Genomic DNA, 19,877 nt, shown 5'->3' on the forward strand with positions numbered 1-19,877 from the left:
CTAGAACGTCGTTGTCACTTTCCTTGAGTTCGTTGAGGGCGGCATACACCCTCAATGCCCGCCGCGTAACGTTACTCATCATCCCACCACCCCACGATCCTGCGAGCATAGGCGTCGATGACAAAGGCGACGTAGACGAAGCCGGTCCAGGTTGCGACATAGGTGAAGTCGGAGAGCCAAAGGACGTTCAGCCATGGCGCCTTGAACGTAAGCATCCGGCGTGGGCCACAGGCGGGTTAGTCGTCAGGCAGCAGCGTTGTCAGCTCGCGGATCACGCCGCTTGCGCAGCAATCGCTGATCGCGGCGTCCAATTCCAGGGCAGAAGCTCGTCGAGCCGATAAGCTGGGTGGGCGGCGATGCGGGCAAGGATATTCGTCGGCATCCGCCATGGTGATGGGAACCTTGGGCGCGGGATCGAAGTATCCGTTCACGGCACGGGACGCCAAGGGAGAATTCCTCAATGGCTCCAGCACCTACAAAATGCACCTGCCGCCCAATCCTCCGGCTGCGCTGTTCTGGGCAGTGACCGCCTACAACGTCACGGATGGGACCATGCCGGAAACTTCGCAGCTCCTGCCATCCATCAACGGCTTCAACAAAGTCGCGACCAACAGCGACGGATCGATCGACATCTGGTTCGCGCCCGAAAAGCCGGCCAATGCACCCGAGTCGAACTGGATCCAGACGATTAGCGGACGGGATTTCCTGGCCGCCTTGCGCCTTTACGGGACCGGGGTCGGGTTCTTCGATCAAACCTGGAAGCCGGACGACGTTGTGAAGGTAAATTGAGGAATGCAACGTCGCGACCTCACGCGAGGCTGACGTTATATCCCTAAGCTGATAGCGGGCGTCCACTTCGGCGCATTTACGAACTTAACTAGAAGTTTATCGATTGCTTGGGGCCGTGTCCGCAATGGGTCGGGAGCGCGATTGAGGCGGTGAGGCGGTTGGCCTGCCGTTTCCGCTTTACCTCCGCAAGCTGATAGTTTGGGAGCTGCGCTGGACTTCGCATTTGGGCCAAGGCGACATTCGGTCGCGCATCAGACGAGCTCTACGGCAACTCCTAGAGTTGGAATGGGTGGGCTGTCGAGACACTCTGGCAGCGTGATCAGAATCAAGCGCTGTTCCTCTTTGGGGTGACGTGAGATGTGACCCTTTCCATGCGTATCCTCCACCAACATAGAACCATCGGCCGAAACATGCCGCACCTCTCCATCTGTCTCGAACTTCACGACCCCCGTCGCGCCACACCGTGAGCACCCTTCGCGGTGGAGTGTGCCAACCGATTTCGCCCATGCCGGCCGGAACGTGCGCGAAGTGGATACGTGACGCCGGATAGTGGGACGAAAGCTCGAACGGCGCTTCGTTGGGAAAAGCGGTATGTGGTTTATTGGGATACGGACATCATCCGAAATGAGATTCTCGGTCCGGTGTGGCGCAGATGCGCAGATATCTCATCGCGACCTTCCGAATAACCGAAGTCTCTGAAAGAATCGGCCAAGGTAACGCTTCCTTCCTCCATATCATTTGGGGAGCCCGGCACGCCGCAATCCTTCTTCGTATCGCGAGATGTCTTCGGCACGCCGATAAGGTCCCAGCACGTTTTTGAGGTTGGAAACCCGCAGTGTAGGATTGAGTTTGCGCAGGCGCACGACCGCCTTCTGCGCTTGATCCAACCGTCCCGCCATCGCGTTGCTCGCAGCGCCAATACGAAGTAGAGGTTGAGAGTTTGGATTGTCCTGCAACGCCATTGCCGCCCACGATGCCGCTTCGTCATAGCGACTCAGGAAGAAATGTGCATGCGCAGTCCCAGCTCGCATCGGTGCGACCCACGGATCAAGTGGGCTCAGGCGTATGGCACGCGTGAAGCGCTCGATCGCTAGCTCGTACTCGCCGAGCCAATTCTTTACCCAGCCACCGCAATCCCACGCCTCGGCCACATTGGAATTGAGCGCAAGCGCGCGATCGATTAAAGCGGCGCCCCGATCGAGATCGCGAACAACATATGCCAATGCCCATCCGCTATCAGCGAGCGCGATCGCATCATCCCTACCTAACTCAACCGCTCGCTGAGCGAGCCTCGATACCTCGGCAACCTTTTCCGGTGTGAGTGAAATCCAGCCAAAGGCCTTGGCATTGGCATAGCAAAAGGCGGCACGAGCGTAGGCTGTCGCAAAGTCTGGGTCGAGCTTGATCGCGCTGTTGAATAGGTGCAGTGCCTCGCTGCACGCTTGCTGACTGGCGTCTTGATAAGACTTAGCTAGACCGCGCAAGTAGTGATCATAGGCGTCGAGACGCTCGGTCGGCTTGCATCTGGCGCGCTCGATCTCGGCTTTTTCAACCGCCGGCGCGATCGCTCCGACAATGCTCTCCGTCACCTGGTCCTGCAGATCGAAAATGTCGCCGAGCCCACCATCAAACCGGTTCGCCCAAAGATGCACGCCAGCAGCGGTATCGACAAGCTGACCCGTGATGCGCACCCGGTTTGCGGCCTTGCGAACGCTTCCTTCCAACACATAGCGCACTCCAAGCTCACGCCCGACTAGCTTCACGTCGACGGCGCGCCCCTTGTATGTGAAGCTGGAGTTGCGGGCGATGACAAACAGCGCCTTGAAATGAGATAGCGCTGTGAGGATGTCATCGACCATTCCATCGGCAAAGTAGTCCTGTTCTGGATCCCCGCTCATGTTAGTGAACGGCAATACGGCAATCGACGGTTTGTCCGGTATCGCGAGTGCGGGGTTTGCCGATTGTGTCCGCAGCCCGATGTCCGGTGTTGCAATCCGGAAGACGCGGACCGGGCGGGCGATGTTTTTGAGCTGCCGCTCGCCCAGATCCTCGAAGCCCAGACCCAGCTTGTCGCGCACCTGATCGTGTACGACTCTGCTTACGCAGATCCCATTGGCTTCGGCGAGGCCTTCGAGCCGTGCTGCAACGTTAACGCCATCGCCATAAATATCGTCGCCGTCAATGATGATGTCACCGAGGTTGATGCCGACGCGGAACTCGATGCGATGGTCCGTCGGTACGTCCGAATTACGCTCCTGCATCGCGCGCTGGACCTCGACCGCACATTGGACGGCTTCGATCACGCTCGGGAATTCGATCAGAAGGCCATCGCCAGTTGTCTTGACGATGCGGCCCTGGTGCTCGGCAATGTTCGGGTCGATCAAATCTCGTCGATGCGTCTTGAGCGCCGCCAAGGTCTCTGCCTCGTCGACACCCATCAGCCGGCTATAGCTGACAACGTCGGCGGCGATGATGGCGGCGAGCTTCCGGGCCATGCGCATACCCGTTCCCGTTCGGGGGCTCAGGAAACCAGTCTACCCGAAGAGGTGCCAATGGTCATCCGGTCCGTAGCGCGGTTGCGGCAACGCGTTTGCCGCGCTCTGAAGTTGATGAGTTCATGGCTTGCTACCTTGGGCAAACCGCTTAAGCTGAGTTTCGAAAAATTAATCGGTAAATCACCCTATGTGTGTGAAATCACTCACACCCATAATTTTATTTCAAGATATCGATGAGGCTTCATCGCTATAGAGAGAGAATGTTTGCTTTGGGTCATTCGCGACTGGGTCGAACCAGTTGCAAGTCCCACCAACTCCGCTATGCCGCCGAAAGCAGTAGTAGATTGAGAGCATTAGAGGCACCTCGGAGGGCCAATGCGGCGCTATTGATGCTGCTGACCCTATCCACCGGATAGGGTCAGAGGCGTCATCGCATATTCCGCGCCGGGTCACTCGGTCGCTGACCGGTTTCTTCCATAACAATGGATTGGCGAACACCGAACGCGTGATCGATCGCGAGCGCCGCACGCATGTCTGCTTCGAGCGGCACGATACGGCTTTTCGACCCGCTGGAGACATTTCGGCCCTTGGGTTTGGTGCTATGATTGGGCACCAACGGCAGTGCAGCATTCGGGTACGGGGGTTCCCAATGGCGACTAAAAACGAGTCGGGACTTCAATGCGAGCCTGTCGTCAGCGAGCCGGCTCTGGAACGTGCCGAGCGCTTGGCCAATCTGCTGGCCTCCATAGTTGAGTCTAGCAACGATGCGATCGTTAGCAAGAATCTGGATGGCATTGTTACGAGCTGGAACAAGGCGGCTGAGCACATCTTCGGCTACTCGGCCGCCGAGGCGATCGGCCAGCCGATTACGCTTGTGATTCCGGAGGACCGGCAAAGCGAAGAACGTGAGATTTTAACCCGCCTCCGACGAGGTGAGCGCATCGACCATTTTGAAACTGTTCGGCGACGTAGGGATGGTAGCTTAATCATCGTTTCGCTGACCGTGTCTCCTGTCAAAGATGCCCGTGGCAACGTCGTTGGCGCATCAAAAATTGCTAGAGATATTACCGAGCAGAAGCGAACTCAGGAGCAGATAAGGATTCTGGCTCGCGAGGCGGAGCACCGAAGCAAGAACATCCTCGCGAACGTACAGGCAATCATCAATCTTTCTCAGTCTGATACCTCCGAGAGCCTCAAGGAGGTGATCGGCGGGCGCATCCAAGCGATGGCAAATGTTCACTCGCTGTTTGTTGAAACGCGGTGGATAGGTGCCGAAGTCTCGGCGATCGCCAAGCAGGAGCTCGCCCCTTATCTCGAAGAGGGCCACGACAAGCGGATTAGGATGGAGGGTCCGCAAACCGTGTTAGAACCCACCGCTGCGCAGGCGGTTGCTGTGGCCTTGCATGAATTGGCAACCAATGCTTCCAAGTATGGAGCGCTATCTAACGCGAAAGGCCGGATTGGACTGGCGTGGTCGCAAAGCGAAGATGGACAGCTGATGCTCCGCTGGACCGAATTGGGCGGTCCGAGGGTAAATGCGCCCGAACGCAGGGGCTTTGGTAGTCGCCTCATTGAAGGAACGATCACCCCAATTGGCGGCAAGGTGCTCTTTGACTGGCGCGCGGAAGGGCTTGTTTGCGAAATCGCCGTTCCGACGTGAAATGAACTGCGCTTCGTCTGCTCGCACCGTGGCACCTTCTGCTTCTGGCGCACCGCGACCATTGCATCGCGATTGACCCAAATCGGAGATCACTCCTCAGGCACCCCGCCCAGGCGCATTCCCTCACAGATCCGCGCATGCCCCGCGAGATACGTCGGATTATCGCTTGACGAGTTGAGGCGAAAACGGCGGAGAGTGAAGCCCGGGTTGAGCACAAGTCCCGCTTTTGCAGCGGTTCGGGCCTCTTCTATTGCACCCCGTAACCCCAACGCCGCGGTCAATACAAAATGGCTGTTAGCGAAATTGCGATTTGCCTCGATGCTTCGTCGAAGCCAATCGACGGCTTCGGCATCCGCGCCGCACTGTACCTTGGCCAAGCCCACACAGAACATCCACCAGTAAGTACCGAGATCACGAGGGGAGAGACGGAGCGCTTCAAGCACATGGCCTTCGGTCTCGGCCGCGCGACCCATGCAATACTTGGCGTAACCAATAAGGCCATGCGCATTGGCCGAATTACGATTGATTGCTAGTGCCTGCTCGCATTCAGCAATGCCTTGCGCCGCGCGGTTTCGAAAAATGTAGACCATACCCAGGACCAAATGGGCCCCCGCATGGTCCTGGTTCAATGAAAGCGCCTTGATCGCATTTGTTTCGGCTGTCGCGAGAAGCGCAGCCCGGTCGTCAGTTAGCAGAGCGGCCCCCATGACCAAATCGACGTTGGCGATACCGACCGTCGCCTCGACATTCGCGCGATCGAGCCCCAACGCCCGTTCAAAAAAGCCGCGGGCTCTAGCCATGTGCTCAAGTGTGGGCCCCTTGTTCCATGAAGCCCTACCTTGGAAAACAAGGTCCATCGAGTTGGGATGCGGCGAGTGCTCAGCGCGTCGCGCCTCAGCCTCGGTAAGCTGGGCATTCAGCGCGTTAGCGAGCCGCGACACGATTTCGTCCTGCATATCGAACAGGTCGGCGACCGGCTTGTCGAAGCGCTCGGCCCACAGGTGATTGCCGCTTTCGGCATCGATAAGCTGCACGTTCACCCGAAGCCGATTGCCGTTACGTTGTACCGATCCTTCTAGCACATAGCGGATGTTCAATTCGCGGCCGACCTTCTTGAGGTCGAGCGCCTTACCTTTGTAGGTGAATGCGGTGTGCCTTCCGATCACGAATGAGCCGCTGATGCGCGACAAGTCTGTTGTCAAACTTTCGGTTACGCCATCAACAAAGTAGTCTTGTTCCGAATCGCCGCTTAGGTTGCCGAATGGCAGCACAACGATGGAAAGACGAGGGGGCGAGCCGTCTGATGACGTTACCGCGTCGGACGATTCCTCTCTAGCAATCGCATAGACCCGGACCGGGCGCGCGATGTTCTTGAGAGAGTGCTCGCCCAAGTCAACGAATGCAACGCGGACCTTACCTTGGACTTGATCGTAAACCGAAGACGAGATGAAGATGCCGCCCGGCTCCGCAATGCTCTCTAGCCTTGCCGCAATGTTAACGCCGTCCCCGAAGATGTCGTGGGGCTCGACGATTACATCACCGATATTGATACCCACACGGAAAGCAATACGCCTGTCTTCCATCTCGCTGACCGCAGCTTCCTTGACGCGGGTCTGGAACTGCACAGCGGCTCGAACCGCTCGGACGGCGCTAGGAAATTCCGCCAAAAACCCATCACCGGTATTCTTCACGATACGTCCGCCGTGTTCGGCGATTGCTGGCACAACAGCGTCCGCCAACAGCGCTGTCAATTTGGCGTGCGTAGGCTCTTCGGCATCGTGCATGAGCCGTGAATAGCCAGCCACATCGGCGGCCAATATCGCCGATAACCTGCGCTCGACCCGGACCGGCCGATCCTGCACCATGGCTCTCAACCCAACCGGAGCAGACATTGTACGACGGATCGGGTGACCGGGCTACACCGCTAAACGTCGCCTAATGGCGCCGTAGCCCAGCTTTGCTCAGAAGGCTGCAACGTCCGCTTTCGGAGGGATGGCGACCAAGATCAAGCGGGTCGCCGCGGTCGGCTTTGACCCAAAGGCGACCTTCAGCTGATCGGCCCTCACAGCGCAAAACAATGCTCAACCATGGTGCGAAGCACCAACTGGAATATCCGCACAAGATGCGGTTCATTTTCAAGCGGAAGGAGCGAGGATGATATGAAAAGACAATCGTTGCGTTGTTCGCCGGACTAATCGCGGCTCGTCTCTGTTCCGAGCCCTCGTGCGGCAGGATCAGGCGAGAGTTCCTGAGCCTCTGGCACCATGGGCATCTAGGAACAAGCCGAGCAAACCCGAGTTGGCGGCAATGGATGACAGAGAACTACAAGCACACACTGAACAAGCCCTTGTCGTAGTGACCCTCAGTACGGCAACTTTGATCGCGTCCGTCGTCCTTTTGGTGTCTGCCTTGTAAAGGCCGCCTCAGTTTGGCGGCCTCTTTGTTTTTCGGCAGATAGAAAGCGTGTGGAGACGGGATGTGTGACAAGTGCGCCCAGTTTGACGAGAAGATCGCGCACCTCAAATCACTATCTGTGCGAGTAACTGATCAGCTCACCTTGGAAGGCATCGCCATTCTGATTAAGGAATACGAAGCACAGAGGCGCGAGTTGCACCCACAGCCGGAAGGGTAACGGCCTCTTCCAAAGTTCTCCGGCCGGGAACGGAGTTCCGTGCTGAGACCAGATCAGGTGCCGCGCTCCCGAGTGGAACGAAGGCGACCAACGCCGATCGCACCTCGCGCGTAACCGAAACATTCCGACCTTCGGCGAATTAACGTTTGGAGGCTTCGGGGCTTCGCAAGATGCGAGGCATGTCATGATCCCACTGTCAGCGGGCGACACTTTCCTCATAGTTGCGATTATGAGCGTCACTTTCCTGACCGAGGTCGGCTTCTTCATCTTGATTGGAATGTTCTGAAGGGAGTGCTGCTTTGGACAGCGCAGCCGATACGACGGAGGCTAGGTCTCCGGGAACTTGATGGTTGAGACCGGCCATCTTCCATCATGGCCTTTGATCGAAATCCGAAGCCCGTGCAATTCATCTAGCCAAACGTTTTCAACCGTGCCTGCCTTTCCGTCGGTAAGGACGACGGCTGCCGGTCAATTCGGATTGCGCCTCAGCATACTCACTCAAGATTTTTGACACGCGCCGCTTCACCGATGGCATTGCTCGTCCATGTTCGGCCGAGCCATAGGTGCTGTCCCAAGGCGCCTCACCGGCGAGGCGTGTCCCAACGCTCAGCGGCCGGAATGATTGATGGCGACGGCTCTTCTAATTCGCGGAGCCGGTTGATTTGTGTCCTAAAACTCCCCGGTAGTTCCGGCTCTGGTTTCAGGTACGTGCGCAGTCGCTCCCCGATTTCTCGAACAATTGCTCGGCTGTGTGTGCGGTCTATGTCAATACGATTCGGCATAAACGAAGCCTCGTTCGGATGAAAAGGCGCATCGGAGACCAACGCCTGCCCTCTCGTAGCCCTTGTCGCTTGCGACCCGACTGGCTAGTCCAAATGAAACCGGAGACCGCCGCTTTTGGCTATCTACGCGAGCGCTTGAGAGCAGCGGGTCGTTCGCAGCGACCTTTGGCTATCCCGCGACATGCGCCGGATTGGTACCGGCGAGCGACGGTCTCATGTTGCTTAAAATCCTGGCGGCCGCTTTCGTTCCCTTGACCGATCGTGACGTGATGTTCCATTCGGACGAGGAATTCGGGGTGCGGTCATCGACGCTTAAGCCACGGCCCAATTGACGCACGAACAGCACACGGAACCACTTCCGAGATTGCCGAGTTGGTTCGTGGGGCGTTGAAGAGACGGATCACCGCCATGAGGATCGAAAAGCTCGCTGCAATTGCGATAGCTATTCTTGCCGCCTGTACTGGACTGGTTGTGAACTCTCTCGGCTCGCTGCCTCTCGAAAGGCAGTCCACGCCGGCCGTCACGCAAGTTGCGGATCGATTAGCTGCGTCCGTGGATCCCTTTTTTAAGCGGTCCGGTGGCTAACAGGTTTGGGGCGAGGCAGGTGGGTTCCCAAACACCGTCGATACTGCAGGTCGCGACTGTTCTTCCGTAGCGGTCATGGTCAATGCCCGCGGTATTCGAAGCGTTTGCGGCCTGCGCGCCACGATATTGGGGAACCTTTAGGAACACAATCATCTAACAAAGGCGCCGACCCGTGGTCAGCCAGAGCGCCTGCAGCCCCCTCACAATGAGCGATTGCATCGATCACTTTCAGAAGCCGATGATTTCGCGGGGCACGTACGCCCCCGCCGAAAGCCTCGCGGGAGCGGCACTGTTGCCGTTTCGCATCTCGGAATGGATTGTGCCTTCGGTGATCGTTCGGCTTGTTCTTCTGCTTCTCGTCTGCGGAGTCGACTTCCATCCCATGAGGCGAAGTATCCTATGCGCTTGCGAATGCCGTGCTTTCTGCTGATGCGACAGGGTAGCTGGCTTGTAACTAGCGGCCAAAGGCGCATAGTCAGCGAAAGTTCGAACAGCAACCAACGTTCCTGGCACGGAAAAATCCCGGAAGCGGCTGGGGTGTTGATGTTCTCTGGCCTGATGGCGAAACAGAAGTAATTAAGGGCTTGGTCACCGAGCACGACGCGGCCAAGTGGATTGCTGAGCATTCCGCGGCTTCGCCTAGAAATGATAATGACAGGCCGTCTCAAAGGTAGCTGGCTTGCATTGTTAGTTGACAAGGTTTGAAGCGCTGGAGTTGAGCATTTCAGATCGTACGATTAACTAGCCACGGCGCTACGTGCCGGGAGGCGTGCGATGTTATTGCTGAATAGTCGAGAAAGCCTCGCAACCGCCGCCACGATGGCGATCCAGATTCTCGTCGTGGGAGCGCTTGTCTCTGCGGGTGGTCAATACCTTCAATGGTCGTCGGAGACGAATCTGGCTGAGTTTATAAGCGCACTCCCAGACGAGGGCGTCTCCTTCGCCGCCGAATATGACGTCAATAGGCAAGTGCGTTGTGATCTGAGGCGAAGTTACGACGGTGCCGCGGCATCCGCTGGCGTTCGGAATGGCGCCCGCACGCTTCCCGTCGAGATGAGCCCAGGTTCGTCAACATCATCTGCGAGCATCGTAGAAGACTTCTCGCACTGAGCCGTTTAATCTCGTCTCCGTCCTCTGATATTGCTCTTCGGCCTGGCGCCAGACGCGGACGATCCCCTCTTGCGTGCAACTTCGTCGCTAGCCGCCGACTCGCGCGCCAGCCGCTCCGCCTTCAATCGTTCACGATTCGCATGAAACCATGAAACGCGATTTGAGCGCGTTCATATTCTGACATCGCGGCCTTGGCGTCGGCGTCCCGAAATGCCTTTTGGGCCTCGCGCTGAGCCGCGGTAGGGCGCCTCGTCTCATGGGTGTAAGCCATTTCCCTTCCTCCTTGCCGGCAACTAGCGATCCATCGAGACGTCGCAGTCGCCACCGCGTATCTGGAATCGACTCTCAGTTGACCCTGCAGTTCCTCTCGCGCTGCAGCAAGAGCTTCGCGGGCCCACCTCATGGAGCGGTCTTGGTGGCTCAGAATGAACGATTTGACTGCAGCCGCCTTACTTTGGCGGAGGTGGCTATGAGCTCGCGCAGTGATCGCCAAGCCTTGGAGCGCCAGTTGGAACGAGCCAACCGGCTTGCGTCCGGTATAAGCGACCAAACGACCTATCAGCGGCTCAAGGTATTTGTCGACGAGCTGACCGAGGGCCTGCGACGGCTTATAGCCGCCCGGCGGTCCAAGCAGGAAGTTCGAGCCCGCGCCCACGAACTTTGGGAACAGCACGGCCGGCCCAGTGGCCGTGATCTTGAGTTCTGGCTGCAGGCAGAGCAAGAACTTAGCGAGACTGAAAACGAGTGAGTTGACGGGTGTCGCGTGCGCAAACGCTCGCGGCAAAAGGAGGAGCAGCTACATGTCCGACAGAAGAGAACTGTATCGCAGTCCGAATGGAGATGCATGGTTCCTTGGGCGCGAGCCGACCAACGGGAATGCCTTTATCATCCATCAGCCGAATGCGCCGTCCGGCGGCCGACTTTCGCACGTTGAGTTGGGTGAGTTCTTGCGCAAGGGAATGCAAGGACCTGAGCATCAAGCTCTGCTGCGTTTGATCGGCACGCTGGTCGACGTACCGCCGTATGCCTAGAGGATTAGCTGCATTTGCTCCATGACTTCCAATATGCGAAGGCCGCGCGCGTGATCCATGGGGCAGTGCTACTCGTCGATCGTGGCTGCGATGGTAGCCTCCTGCATGCCGCGCTGCCATTTGGGAGCTCAATCCCATCGTTATCACGATGATTCTCATCGTGATTGACCGATCAGAGCTTAAGTGATGAATCCGAGTAGTTGCGAGGCGCAACTGGTCCGGTGAAGCCACATGCGTGTCGCGCGAGCTCGAATGCAAGACATCGGTCAGATACCTGTGAGTCGATAGTCTGATTGTGGCAGGCTGGATACCTAGTAATCGGTCGAATTAAAGCGCATACTTGCGAAATGAAAAATTATTTCGCTCCACGATGCTGGAGGTGACTCTTACGCCACTGGAGCCCACGCTCTGGAAATGGTTCGTTTCCGAAGCAAACCTTGAAGTTGCGCACGGTTATGCAACCAGTCGGGAAACGGCGCAGATTGACGGTGATAATGCTCTATTCGCTATGCTGTCTGTTACGCCGCTCCGATGATCCCCATTGCCGTTAGTTGGTTCAGTTTGATTGTAAGCAGAGTTGGGTAGCGATTGACCGGACCATGGCACAATGGACTTGATCCCTCGGTTTGAAGCTAAGCTGATGACCAGCGGTCGCTGGTTCGTTTTGGTGATTACCGGACACGGGCCGGATTCTCATGTCGGTGACTTCGCCAACCAGGAAGACGCCAAGAATTGGATCTTGAACAAATCGAAGTATTGGCCCAGCAAACCGGTTGCGCAATAGTGACTGGCCGCGACGAATGGACGGTAGACCTTCGGTGCCCACGCTGTGGAAGGATCGACGTGGCACGACTTTCACAGGCGAACGGCTACGATTTCAAGAGGGGCGATACCGCGACCCGCGCCGATCATGTGCCGAACAGTTTTATCTGCATTGACCCAAAGACTAGCAACTTCCAATGCGCGAAATGTCAGGTGTCAATTCCGTAGGGGAAGTGGCCCGTCATGCCGTAACCTCCTCGGTCCACACCTTGAAGCTGACCAGCGTGTTCGGGCCGAACGTCTGGGTGATCGGGACGTCAGAAGCATCGCGACCCTGCGCAATCAAGATACGGCCGATCCGCGGCACGAAGTTCCTGGGATCGAAAGTGTGCCACCGGCCGCCGAGATAGGCCTCGAACCAACCGGCGAAGTCGCCCGCAGCCCAAGGCTTTGGTGTCCCCATATCGCCAAGATACCCGGTGCAATAACGGGCCGGGATGTTCATGCATCGGCAAAGAGTGATGGCGAGGTGAGCATAGTCGCGGCAGACACCTTGTCCCTCCTTGTAGGCCTCAAACGCGGTCTTTGTGGCTCGGGCGTGCTCATATCCGAACTTGATATGATGATGGACGAACTCGCAGATGGCATGCACCCTCGCCCAGCCAGGCTGCTTGTTCTCGAACAGCCTCCAAGCAATGTCGGACAGTCGATCGGTCTCGCAATACCGACTGCCAAGCAAATAGACCAATGTATCAGCAGGCAGGTCTTCCACTGCGTGTTGCATGGCTGAGGGAAACACGGGATCTGGGAGGCCGCTGTCGCGTACGCGACCGTTGGCTGCGAGGCGCATACGCCCGGCAGGCGCAACGATGCGGCTGCACCAATTGCCGAATAAGTCGCGGTATGGCGTGATCGGCACAGCAGGTTCGGTAGTCAAATAATCAGGAACAATGATGTCGGAAGCGCGAGAGAAGTGAGTACCCAGCACCATGATCATCGGCGTCGGTTGTGGGAAATCGTAAAGCATTTCGAATCCGACGCTAATTTCCATTCGAACTGCTTTCTCTGGAGGAGGCCTCCTAAAGGTGGCTACGAAATCACTCATACAAGCGTTTAGCTTGCTTCATCCGACAGAAGCGATCCCGCGGACTCGGAAAAACAAGCTCACACAGCCCGCGCAAGGCTCGAAAGATCCAGTACTTTTCACTTATGCCACCAGCGATCGCCAGTTCTGATCGTGTCTGTTGATTGCGTGATGGGTAAGATCGACGTCCGACGCTCGCCCGGGTCGAGAAGTACAACTCGGTCGTCTCCTGAGGCTCGACGTTTCGTCCGAACCGCCAAGGAAGCCCCAAGGCTACTCGGAGCGAGTTTTCTACAAATGAAGGCAACGGCTGGGTCATACAGGCTAATGTTCGGTATTGTCTCCAGTTCCTAGGAACGTTCTACGCCGACCGTGGGTTTTTGCTTTTTAGGGAGGCGCAGAATGCCCCGCTTTCACTTCGAGATTGTGGCCAGTTACACGCTCGAAGATCCCTTTGGCATGGAGCTGCGGAGCTGCCGACTAAGCAGCATGCCAAAGGGGTGGCCGAGGAGATCGCAAAACAGATCGCGGCAGATGTCGACGATGGGTCTCTGATGGATGTCGTCGTAAAGACCGACGAAGGCGATGAGATTTTTAAGACGCCGATAAGGGCCGCTCATTTCTGAACGACGCTCTCGTCCAGCTCATAAGGCGGTATCCTTGACGATCGCCAGACAGCGCGTGAACGCTGCGATGATTTCGCAAATGTGGGCGGTGACCGTTCGGCGAGGTCTAGCGGCCCTTTTCCGTTGCGTCTGTCTTCGAATCTTGATCGCAGGCCGAGATCCCGTTGAGGTGAGCCAATCGATGCGAGATTAGCTGAGCGGTTGGCCAGGAAGGACGGTTGACGAAGCCTGCCTATGAGGCGCCTCGAGTGCGCTTTTAAGGTGGTCCTAACTTCTGGGCGACATTTGACCCGCACAATTGGGCTACGCCGAAAGTGCTCATATGAACTGGCTGGTCTACGAGAGCATCGAAAGAACGATAATCCCATCATCGAGCTCCCCTGAGGCGAGCTGAGCTCGCGCCATATGCTCGAATTCTCTTCGATGCTTCTGTAGATAGCTGAAAGCCTGCTGCTGCGTGTGAAACGTCGTTTCTAATCGGCACATTTGTCTACTCGCGCCTAACGCGAGAAAGAAGGTGATTGTCCCGCCGGCGTCCGACTTGGCTCTACGACGAATCGCGCTTTCCGGCATCTGATCGGCCTCTCCGAAATCTCGGCGTTGGCTTTGAGCCCGGCTATCGGGGCGGCTTCTTCGAGCGCTATTTGGGATTGAGCGTTGGCAAAGTTGCTCAAGGCGCTGCGTCAACTGCGTCCTCGGCTCCGGCGTGCCTCTCGAAGCCGCACCATACTCTTGCGAACTTCGATTGATTATCTTTCGATTTCCGCCAGTGCCCGCACTTCCTCTTCAGCGGTTAAGCGGTTTCGATTGGAGCGCGCGCTCAGGTGATGAATCTGCTAGGTTCATGGCGCTCATTCTTCGTCCGTACACGCCACAGATAAACCCGCTCAATCCAAGGATCGAGCGGGCAGATTGGCCATTTCAGTACATCCGTGAAACGGCACTACGATATCACGCCAATGCAAGGTTCTCGGCGCTGACTTTGCCCCGCATCCGGTCGGTCTTGATCTCGAAATTGATCTTTTGGCCCTCTCCGAGGCCCGAAAGACCAGCTCGTTCCACAGCGCTGATGTGGACGAATACGTCGTTGCTGCCGTCATTCGGTTGAATGAATCCGAAGCCCTTTTGGGCATTGAACCACTTAACAGTACCTGTCGTCATTTTCTTCTCCAAAGCGCACAAGCGCATCCCGCGCGACAATCGCGCGATAACCTTCAACTTCGTCGATGTCTTTGGAAAAGGAGCCCGCAGGCGCATTCAACAAGGCACAGCGGCTGATCGAACCTCCTCCGTATACATGAACTTTGCGTTTTTACAAGGAGGAAAACCGTTTGTTACAGCTACGCGACTCTCGTGGCCTCTCGACAGGCTTCGAGAGGTTTATCGACCTGCCGAGCAGAGGTATCGATTGACAGGCCTGCACGACCGTGGTGACGTCGATGCCACCAATTTGCTTAGCTGTAATCAGTAGATCGGCTTGTCCGAAGCTGGCGGCGAACGCCACCGCTCATCATCCTCGAAATCGCAATTGAGCTCCTGCGCAACTGGCTGCCATGCAGGACGCATCGCAGTCAGCAGCCCCATCGAGGAGGATTAGTTGCAGGTTCTTGTCCGGGACAACAATATCGAGCAGGCACTCCGCGTTCTCAAGAAAAAGATGCAACGCGAGGGCGTCTTCCGAGAAATGAAACAGCGGCGTTCCTATGAAAAGCCGTCGGAAAGAAAGACCCGCGAGAAATCTGAAGCTGTTCGGCGGGCCCGCAAGCTCGCTCGGAAGAAAGCGGTCCGAGAAGGATTGCTGCCCGCGCCGCCCAAAAAGAAGCCGTTTGAGCGCAAGCCGCCTTTGCCGGAGATAAAAGCTAGGACGGACTAAAGAGGACGTCGGTCGCAGGAGCATGCTGCATGCCGAGGACCGTTGCGGTTACAGATCATTGCTTCTCCAAATCGCTCGTTTCCTGGATGGAAGTGCAACAATGTTATCCGCTGGTCGCAGACCAGTATTCTCTATGGGCGCGGCCATGCGTCGGAGAGTGCTGTGAGCGGCTGACCAAGTGATGTGAACTCGTTTGCGGCCACACGAGTTTCGGTCGGTCGATCGACAAAAGCGTCTCAATCGATAGGACTGAGAAACCAAACGTATTGATGCGGACGATCGCTTCCAAAGGCCTACGTCCTGAAATCAATGCCTCGTAGCACAATGCCGGGTGGGGTACCTTCGAAATCCGTCGCGCGATATTTGCTTGCCGCGCGCGCTTCGATGCGATCGCGCAGGCGACTGAACTGGGCTTCTCGTTGCCCCGGCTTTGCCTGCGGCCCGGGCTCGAGATAATCCATCGCGGAGGTCGAGATCGCGCAAGGAACCTCCCTCGCCCCATCGTGCATCGAGAATCGAACGATCATTCGGTCGTATTCGTGGCCGATAAAACGGCCGCTAGTCAGGTGTCATCACGTGCTCCTCTGCGCGATCGCGCCCGACCCATCGTTCCCGTCCGGGCGCCTGGTTTCCGTTCGCGTCGATCATGGCGCTTGAAGGGGACACGAGCGGCCGTCGTCGCCTCAGGCTTCCCCGCCGAGCCGAACGAAATCGTCGAACAACGCAGCCACCAACGCGCGGTGGCGCGTGTCCTCGGCGGGCAGGCTGGCGGCATAAAGGTTTAGCAGATGGCGAGCCTTTACCGCGGCCTCCGGCCAGGACGCCGCGGGCACCGTTATCATGCGGTTTTCGAGATCGGCCTGGTGCTCACGCAGCTCCATGACATGAGTCTCGACCTCTGCCAACGCGCGGCGCAGGTCCGTCGCCTTCTGCGCGGTCATGCCGCGATGCTTGTCGAGATCGACCGGGTGGTCAGTCATTGGCGACGCTCGCGTCGACCCGCCGGGCATCCGCTAGGTCGACCGAGCCGATCGACAATAGTTCAGTGGAACTGCGCATGCCCTCTGCCGGCACGGTGATCATCGTCGCGACCCGGCGCCAAGCCGGAAAGGACAATCCGTCAATCATCTCCTCGTCGGTAATGACATCATAGGCGCCGGCGGGCAGAAGGCGCTCGATACCGCGAAGGCGGAACGGATGCCTGAAGGTGACGACTTCTCTCCGCGAGCGGGTGGTCATGCACGCTGCCTTTCGCAAAGCGAAGCCTCAGCCGACAGGCTAGCCTTTACGACGATGCGCCCTCCGCATGGCAATAGCCAGCACAATCGTCACCTCGCCTGTAAGCGACGATGCCGCATAGGGTCGTCACCCCGAAGGCGTTTTACTGCTCGCTATTGGCGCAACGCGAGCGTAGGCTCGTCTGATCACCGCACTTCTCAACGGCACCGACCGGTGACTGAGGGTCCCGTACGCTCCCGCCGAAAGCATCGCAGGAGCGGCAATGTTGTGTTTTCGCATCTCGGAATGGATTGTTCCCCCGGTGATCGTTCCGCTTTTTCTTCTGCTTCTCGTCTGCGGAGTTGCCGTGCTCAACTAAAACGTCACGTCGTGCCGTATCCAGTCAGAGGTGCCAATGAACACGACCGTGGCATCGCTAGGGTCGCGCTTCGCCTCGGGTGCAAGCTACGCGTAAGGCACACGCGCGCGTTTGCATCCACGCGGACCGGCGCTGCGGTCGACGACTCGAAGACCTCAACCACCAAGGAGAATGACATGGCGAAGGGCCAGCAACGTGGAAACCGTGAAACCAAGAAGCCGAAGAAGGAGAAGCCAAAAGTGACGGCCGCGGCGCCGAGCCGCAAGGAGGTGCGGCCAGATTTCGGATTGACGAAGAAGAATTAGCGAGGGCCCGACTCGGCGCTGAAAATGAGAATTCACGGCGCCGTAGACGATGGCTCTCAGATTGCGGCATCTGGCCGCTGTCACTCCTGAGCGGACCGGACGACCGAAGCAGCTGATGTCCGGTCCAAGATCAGTGCGGACGTTGGTGGCGTTTCTCGGCCATGACCCAGCCGCAGCGGCGGGCCGTGGGGACTTTTCGTCCCACTTCCGAAATCCCGCGATCTCCTCGGCGACCTCTGGTTTGATTGCCTTCTTTCCTTTTCACGGGAGCGTAGATTTTCTCGATTGAGGAGCTTTCCGGTTTGGGCACAACTTCTGCTCCGTTCTTAAGGCCCGTCAGAAACGTAGGTTGATGGGACAGGATTCTAACGACGGAGCGCTCTGCCGCAAGGCGCCGGGTATTGATCGGTATCCGGGCCGGGACGAATCTGAGCGACGCGTAGACCGCGCGATCGCCCCGATGTGCGGCCGGAGAGAGGACGTGCCATGCCCTATATTTCCACTGAAGATCGCGGCGCGGTCCATCCCATCACCTACGCAAATGCCCCGTTCGGCACCATAACTGCCACCGGCTCCGCCGAGATGTTTGAGGCAGTCGCGGCTGCAGGAGACGACGCATCGGTGCGGATCATTGTCATCACAGGGGGCATATCCGGCATTTTCAATCGCCATTACGACGTTAGGGAACTTTCCGATGCTGCAAACGCGATTGAGCCCGGAGCACCGCGCCCGCTGTCGCCGCCTGGTCCTCGACCTCCCGGCTTCCACGCGCTTACGGACCTGATCGCAGCCGTCCAGAAGCCAGTCGTCGCTGCGATCAATGGCCTGTGCATGGGTGGAGGCTTCGAGCTATCGCTAGCATGCGACCTGCGCATTGCGGGAAATGCCGTCACGGCAATTGGTCTGCCAGAAACCCGTATTGGCATCTTTCCGGGTGGCGGCGGCACGCAGCGCTTGCCCAGGATTATGGGGAAGGCCAGGGCGCTCGAGATGATCCTGCGCGGGCTAACCGTAACGGGACCCCGTGCCCACGAAATGGGGATTGTGCATGAGGTCGTTGATGACCCGTCGCGCGCGCCATAGAGGTCGGGGCCGAATTATCGAGCCGAGGGGCCGAGGGTCTGTCGTTCGCCAAGCGTCTTACCGGGGCGGCCCTAGACCGCCCTCTGGCCGAAGGCATGGCCGACGAGCGCAAGAGCTTTTCCGCCGTTATGAGGACGGCCTCGGCCCGTGAGGGCTTGCAGACGGGCCGTCCCCCGGTCGAAATCCAGAGGCTTTAGGGGCAGGCAGCTGTCTCAGGCGAGCAGGATTCGGGCCAGTTTGCATGGCCTACGTGATACGGAGAGTCCTGGAGATTCGGGAATTCTCCCTTAGCGAGAAGATCTGAGCTGCAGCAGACGAGCAATTCTTTTTCTAGATTCTCTTCCTCCGCCACTTTGCCCCGAAATTTCGTACCTCGAAACGGAGACGCGGCCACCAACAATCTCGCACTGCCTTCAATTCCTGCCGAGACAATCACGCCAATTCCCCGTCGCCTGGCCATCGCTTCCGCGCTGGCGCGATCGGAGGGGATGTTGAGGCCACTGCTGTACATGGCACCGAGCGCTAACGTCGCGCCGCCGGCGCGGCGCTCGCGCGCGAGCGCGATAGGCGCGCGCGGCTGATATGATTGCCGCACAGCGGCGACCGCGGCATGAAAGCCCCGCCATGATCAAGACCTCGGTCACTCTGATCTGCGCCGTCTGCGGCGGCTAGGGGGCGGCTGTGTCGAGCTCGTCAATCAGTAGCGAGCGAGGAGGCCGAATGCTGTGCTCGTGTAGTGCCTAGAGCATTGATTGTGGTCTGCCGCATCGCTCCAGACGTAGCTTCGCCTCGGCACGCGGGACTGCGACGAGGGGCGCTGGCGTTTTCCGAGGGTGCGTCTTTCTTGGCGTTCATGCGCTGATGTCAGCATGTGCCCGATCGATTTTACTCAAGTTGTTGTGCTGCGCTGGTGTTGGCCGCCATGGTGGTCTCCGTCAGTTCGTTCATGGCGCGTCCAACGCAACCTCGAATGGGCTGATCAGGCCCGAGGGACGGCAAGAGCCTCGATCGCCTTCCCGCAACGGCTGCGCCTGCTTTTTTCCCCTGCCGCGAAGTGGCGGCATTCCTCGCGGTACAAAAAAGCAGGCTATCGCCGTCCTCCGCTGGCGCTGCGGGCCTGAAGGCTGCGGGCCGATCGCTCCCCGGGCCAGGGATCGCCATCGAGGCTGCGATGGGCGCGGCCCGAGCAACAAACGGAGACCACCATGGCTACCATCGGCACCTTCACCGCTTCGGACAACGGCTACGTCGGCGCGATCAAGACCCTGACGCTGAACATCAAGGCACGGTTCGCCGCGTCCGAAAAGGACAACGACAAGGCGCCCGACTACCGCATCTTCGCCGGTGTGACTGAGTTCGGCGCCGCCTGGAAGAAGACCGCCCGCGACAGCGATCGCGAATACCTCTCGGTCAAGCTCGACGATCCGAGCTTCCCGGCCCCGATCTACGCCTCGCTGGTGAAG

The 19,877-nt window shown here is 58.1% G+C and carries 17 protein-coding genes and 3 pseudogenes; 10 read left to right on the top strand and 10 right to left on the bottom strand.

What is annotated here, in order from left to right:
• Positions 1-86 precede the first annotated feature (86 nt).
• A pseudogene (locus ACZBJS_RS06135) lies at positions 87-206 on the bottom strand (IS3 family transposase); the annotation flags it as partial.
• 163 nt (positions 207-369) lie between these two features.
• Here ACZBJS_RS06135 and ACZBJS_RS06140 point away from each other — a divergent pair.
• Positions 370-789, top strand: a pseudogene (locus ACZBJS_RS06140) (DUF1214 domain-containing protein); the annotation flags it as partial.
• Positions 790-1,523: 734 nt separating this feature from the next.
• Here the strand turns inward: ACZBJS_RS06140 and ACZBJS_RS06145 are convergent.
• Positions 1,524-3,284, bottom strand: coding sequence for an adenylate/guanylate cyclase domain-containing protein (locus ACZBJS_RS06145; protein ID WP_463438530.1), 1,761 nt, complete (start codon positions 3,282-3,284; stop codon positions 1,524-1,526).
• Between the two features lie 649 nt (positions 3,285-3,933).
• On the opposite strand from ACZBJS_RS06145, the gene ACZBJS_RS06150 reads away from it, so the two are divergent.
• Positions 3,934-4,944, top strand: a complete 1,011-nt coding sequence (locus tag ACZBJS_RS06150; protein ID WP_463438531.1) for a PAS domain S-box protein — start codon at positions 3,934-3,936, stop codon at positions 4,942-4,944.
• A gap of 89 nt (positions 4,945-5,033) precedes the next feature.
• Here the strand turns inward: ACZBJS_RS06150 and ACZBJS_RS06155 are convergent, their stop codons facing one another.
• Both ACZBJS_RS06155 and ACZBJS_RS06160 read right to left on the bottom strand, forming a co-directional pair.
• Positions 5,034-6,809, bottom strand: a complete 1,776-nt coding sequence (locus tag ACZBJS_RS06155; RefSeq protein ID WP_463438532.1) for an adenylate/guanylate cyclase domain-containing protein — start codon at positions 6,807-6,809, stop codon at positions 5,034-5,036.
• A 1,094-nt stretch (positions 6,810-7,903) separates the two neighbouring features.
• A pseudogene (locus ACZBJS_RS06160) lies at positions 7,904-8,111 on the bottom strand (PRC-barrel domain containing protein).
• A gap of 1,606 nt (positions 8,112-9,717) precedes the next feature.
• Between ACZBJS_RS06160 and ACZBJS_RS06165 the strand changes: the two are divergent.
• From ACZBJS_RS06165 to ACZBJS_RS06175, 3 genes are all read left to right on the top strand, one after another.
• Positions 9,718-10,053 (top strand): hypothetical protein, encoded by a 336-nt coding sequence (locus ACZBJS_RS06165; protein ID WP_463438533.1) that lies wholly within the window; start codon positions 9,718-9,720, stop codon positions 10,051-10,053.
• 469 nt (positions 10,054-10,522) lie between these two features.
• Positions 10,523-10,801, top strand: a complete 279-nt coding sequence (locus ACZBJS_RS06170) for a DUF2934 domain-containing protein (RefSeq protein ID WP_463438534.1) — start codon at positions 10,523-10,525, stop codon at positions 10,799-10,801.
• Positions 10,802-10,853: 52 nt separating this feature from the next.
• Positions 10,854-11,084 carry a hypothetical protein gene (locus ACZBJS_RS06175; protein WP_463438535.1) on the top strand — a complete coding sequence of 77 codons (231 nt, stop codon included), beginning with the start codon at positions 10,854-10,856 and terminating at the stop codon, positions 11,082-11,084.
• A gap of 1,003 nt (positions 11,085-12,087) precedes the next feature.
• On the opposite strand, the gene ACZBJS_RS06180 is transcribed toward ACZBJS_RS06175, so the two are convergent.
• Positions 12,088-12,897, bottom strand: a complete 810-nt coding sequence (locus ACZBJS_RS06180; protein WP_463438536.1) for a transglutaminase-like domain-containing protein — start codon at positions 12,895-12,897, stop codon at positions 12,088-12,090.
• A 533-nt stretch (positions 12,898-13,430) separates the two neighbouring features.
• On the opposite strand from ACZBJS_RS06180, the gene ACZBJS_RS06185 reads away from it, so the two are divergent.
• The gene (locus tag ACZBJS_RS06185) at positions 13,431-13,556 is read left to right on the top strand and encodes a hypothetical protein (protein WP_463438537.1); all 126 of its coding nucleotides are present in this window, start codon (positions 13,431-13,433) and stop codon (positions 13,554-13,556) included.
• 336 nt (positions 13,557-13,892) lie between these two features.
• Here ACZBJS_RS06185 and ACZBJS_RS06190 read toward each other — a convergent pair whose 3' ends face one another.
• Together ACZBJS_RS06190 and ACZBJS_RS06195 are read right to left on the bottom strand one after the other, a co-directional pair.
• Positions 13,893-14,129, bottom strand: coding sequence for a hypothetical protein (locus ACZBJS_RS06190; protein ID WP_463438538.1), 237 nt, complete (start codon positions 14,127-14,129; stop codon positions 13,893-13,895).
• Positions 14,130-14,507: 378 nt separating this feature from the next.
• A complete protein-coding gene (locus tag ACZBJS_RS06195) occupies positions 14,508-14,717 on the bottom strand; it encodes a cold-shock protein (RefSeq protein WP_463438539.1) in 210 nt (69 codons plus the stop codon).
• A gap of 436 nt (positions 14,718-15,153) precedes the next feature.
• Between ACZBJS_RS06195 and rpsU the strand changes: the two genes are divergently transcribed.
• Positions 15,154-15,429 (top strand): 30S ribosomal protein S21, encoded by a 276-nt coding sequence (gene rpsU / locus ACZBJS_RS06200; RefSeq protein ID WP_463438540.1) that lies wholly within the window; start codon positions 15,154-15,156, stop codon positions 15,427-15,429.
• A gap of 293 nt (positions 15,430-15,722) precedes the next feature.
• Here the strand turns inward: rpsU and ACZBJS_RS06205 are convergent, their stop codons facing one another.
• The 3 genes from ACZBJS_RS06205 to ACZBJS_RS06215 all read right to left on the bottom strand — a co-directional run bounded on the left by ACZBJS_RS06205 (position 15,723) and on the right by ACZBJS_RS06215 (position 16,668).
• Positions 15,723-15,995 (bottom strand): DUF1488 family protein, encoded by a 273-nt coding sequence (locus ACZBJS_RS06205; protein WP_463438549.1) that lies wholly within the window; start codon positions 15,993-15,995, stop codon positions 15,723-15,725.
• Positions 15,996-16,112: 117 nt separating this feature from the next.
• Positions 16,113-16,409: a hypothetical protein gene (locus ACZBJS_RS06210; protein WP_463438541.1), complete on the bottom strand. Its 297-nt coding sequence runs from the start codon at positions 16,407-16,409 to the stop codon at positions 16,113-16,115.
• Complete coding sequence (locus tag ACZBJS_RS06215; protein WP_463438542.1) at positions 16,402-16,668, bottom strand: hypothetical protein; 267 nt, start codon at positions 16,666-16,668, stop codon at positions 16,402-16,404. Before ACZBJS_RS06215 ends, ACZBJS_RS06210 begins: the two co-directional genes overlap by 8 nt.
• Positions 16,669-17,202: 534 nt before the next feature.
• Between ACZBJS_RS06215 and ACZBJS_RS06220 the strand changes: the two genes are divergently transcribed.
• The 3 genes from ACZBJS_RS06220 to ACZBJS_RS06230 all read left to right on the top strand — a co-directional run.
• On the top strand, positions 17,203-17,331 hold the full coding sequence (locus ACZBJS_RS06220) for a hypothetical protein (RefSeq protein WP_463438543.1): 129 nt from the start codon (positions 17,203-17,205) through the stop codon (positions 17,329-17,331).
• A 486-nt stretch (positions 17,332-17,817) separates the two neighbouring features.
• A complete protein-coding gene (locus ACZBJS_RS06225; protein ID WP_463438544.1) occupies positions 17,818-18,414 on the top strand; it encodes an enoyl-CoA hydratase/isomerase family protein in 597 nt (198 codons plus the stop codon).
• Positions 18,415-19,619: 1,205 nt separating this feature from the next.
• A partial coding sequence (locus ACZBJS_RS06230; protein ID WP_463438545.1) for a DUF736 domain-containing protein occupies positions 19,620-19,877 on the top strand: 258 nt, incomplete at its 3' end.

Source organism: Bradyrhizobium sp. KZN70725 (assembly GCF_055264925.1).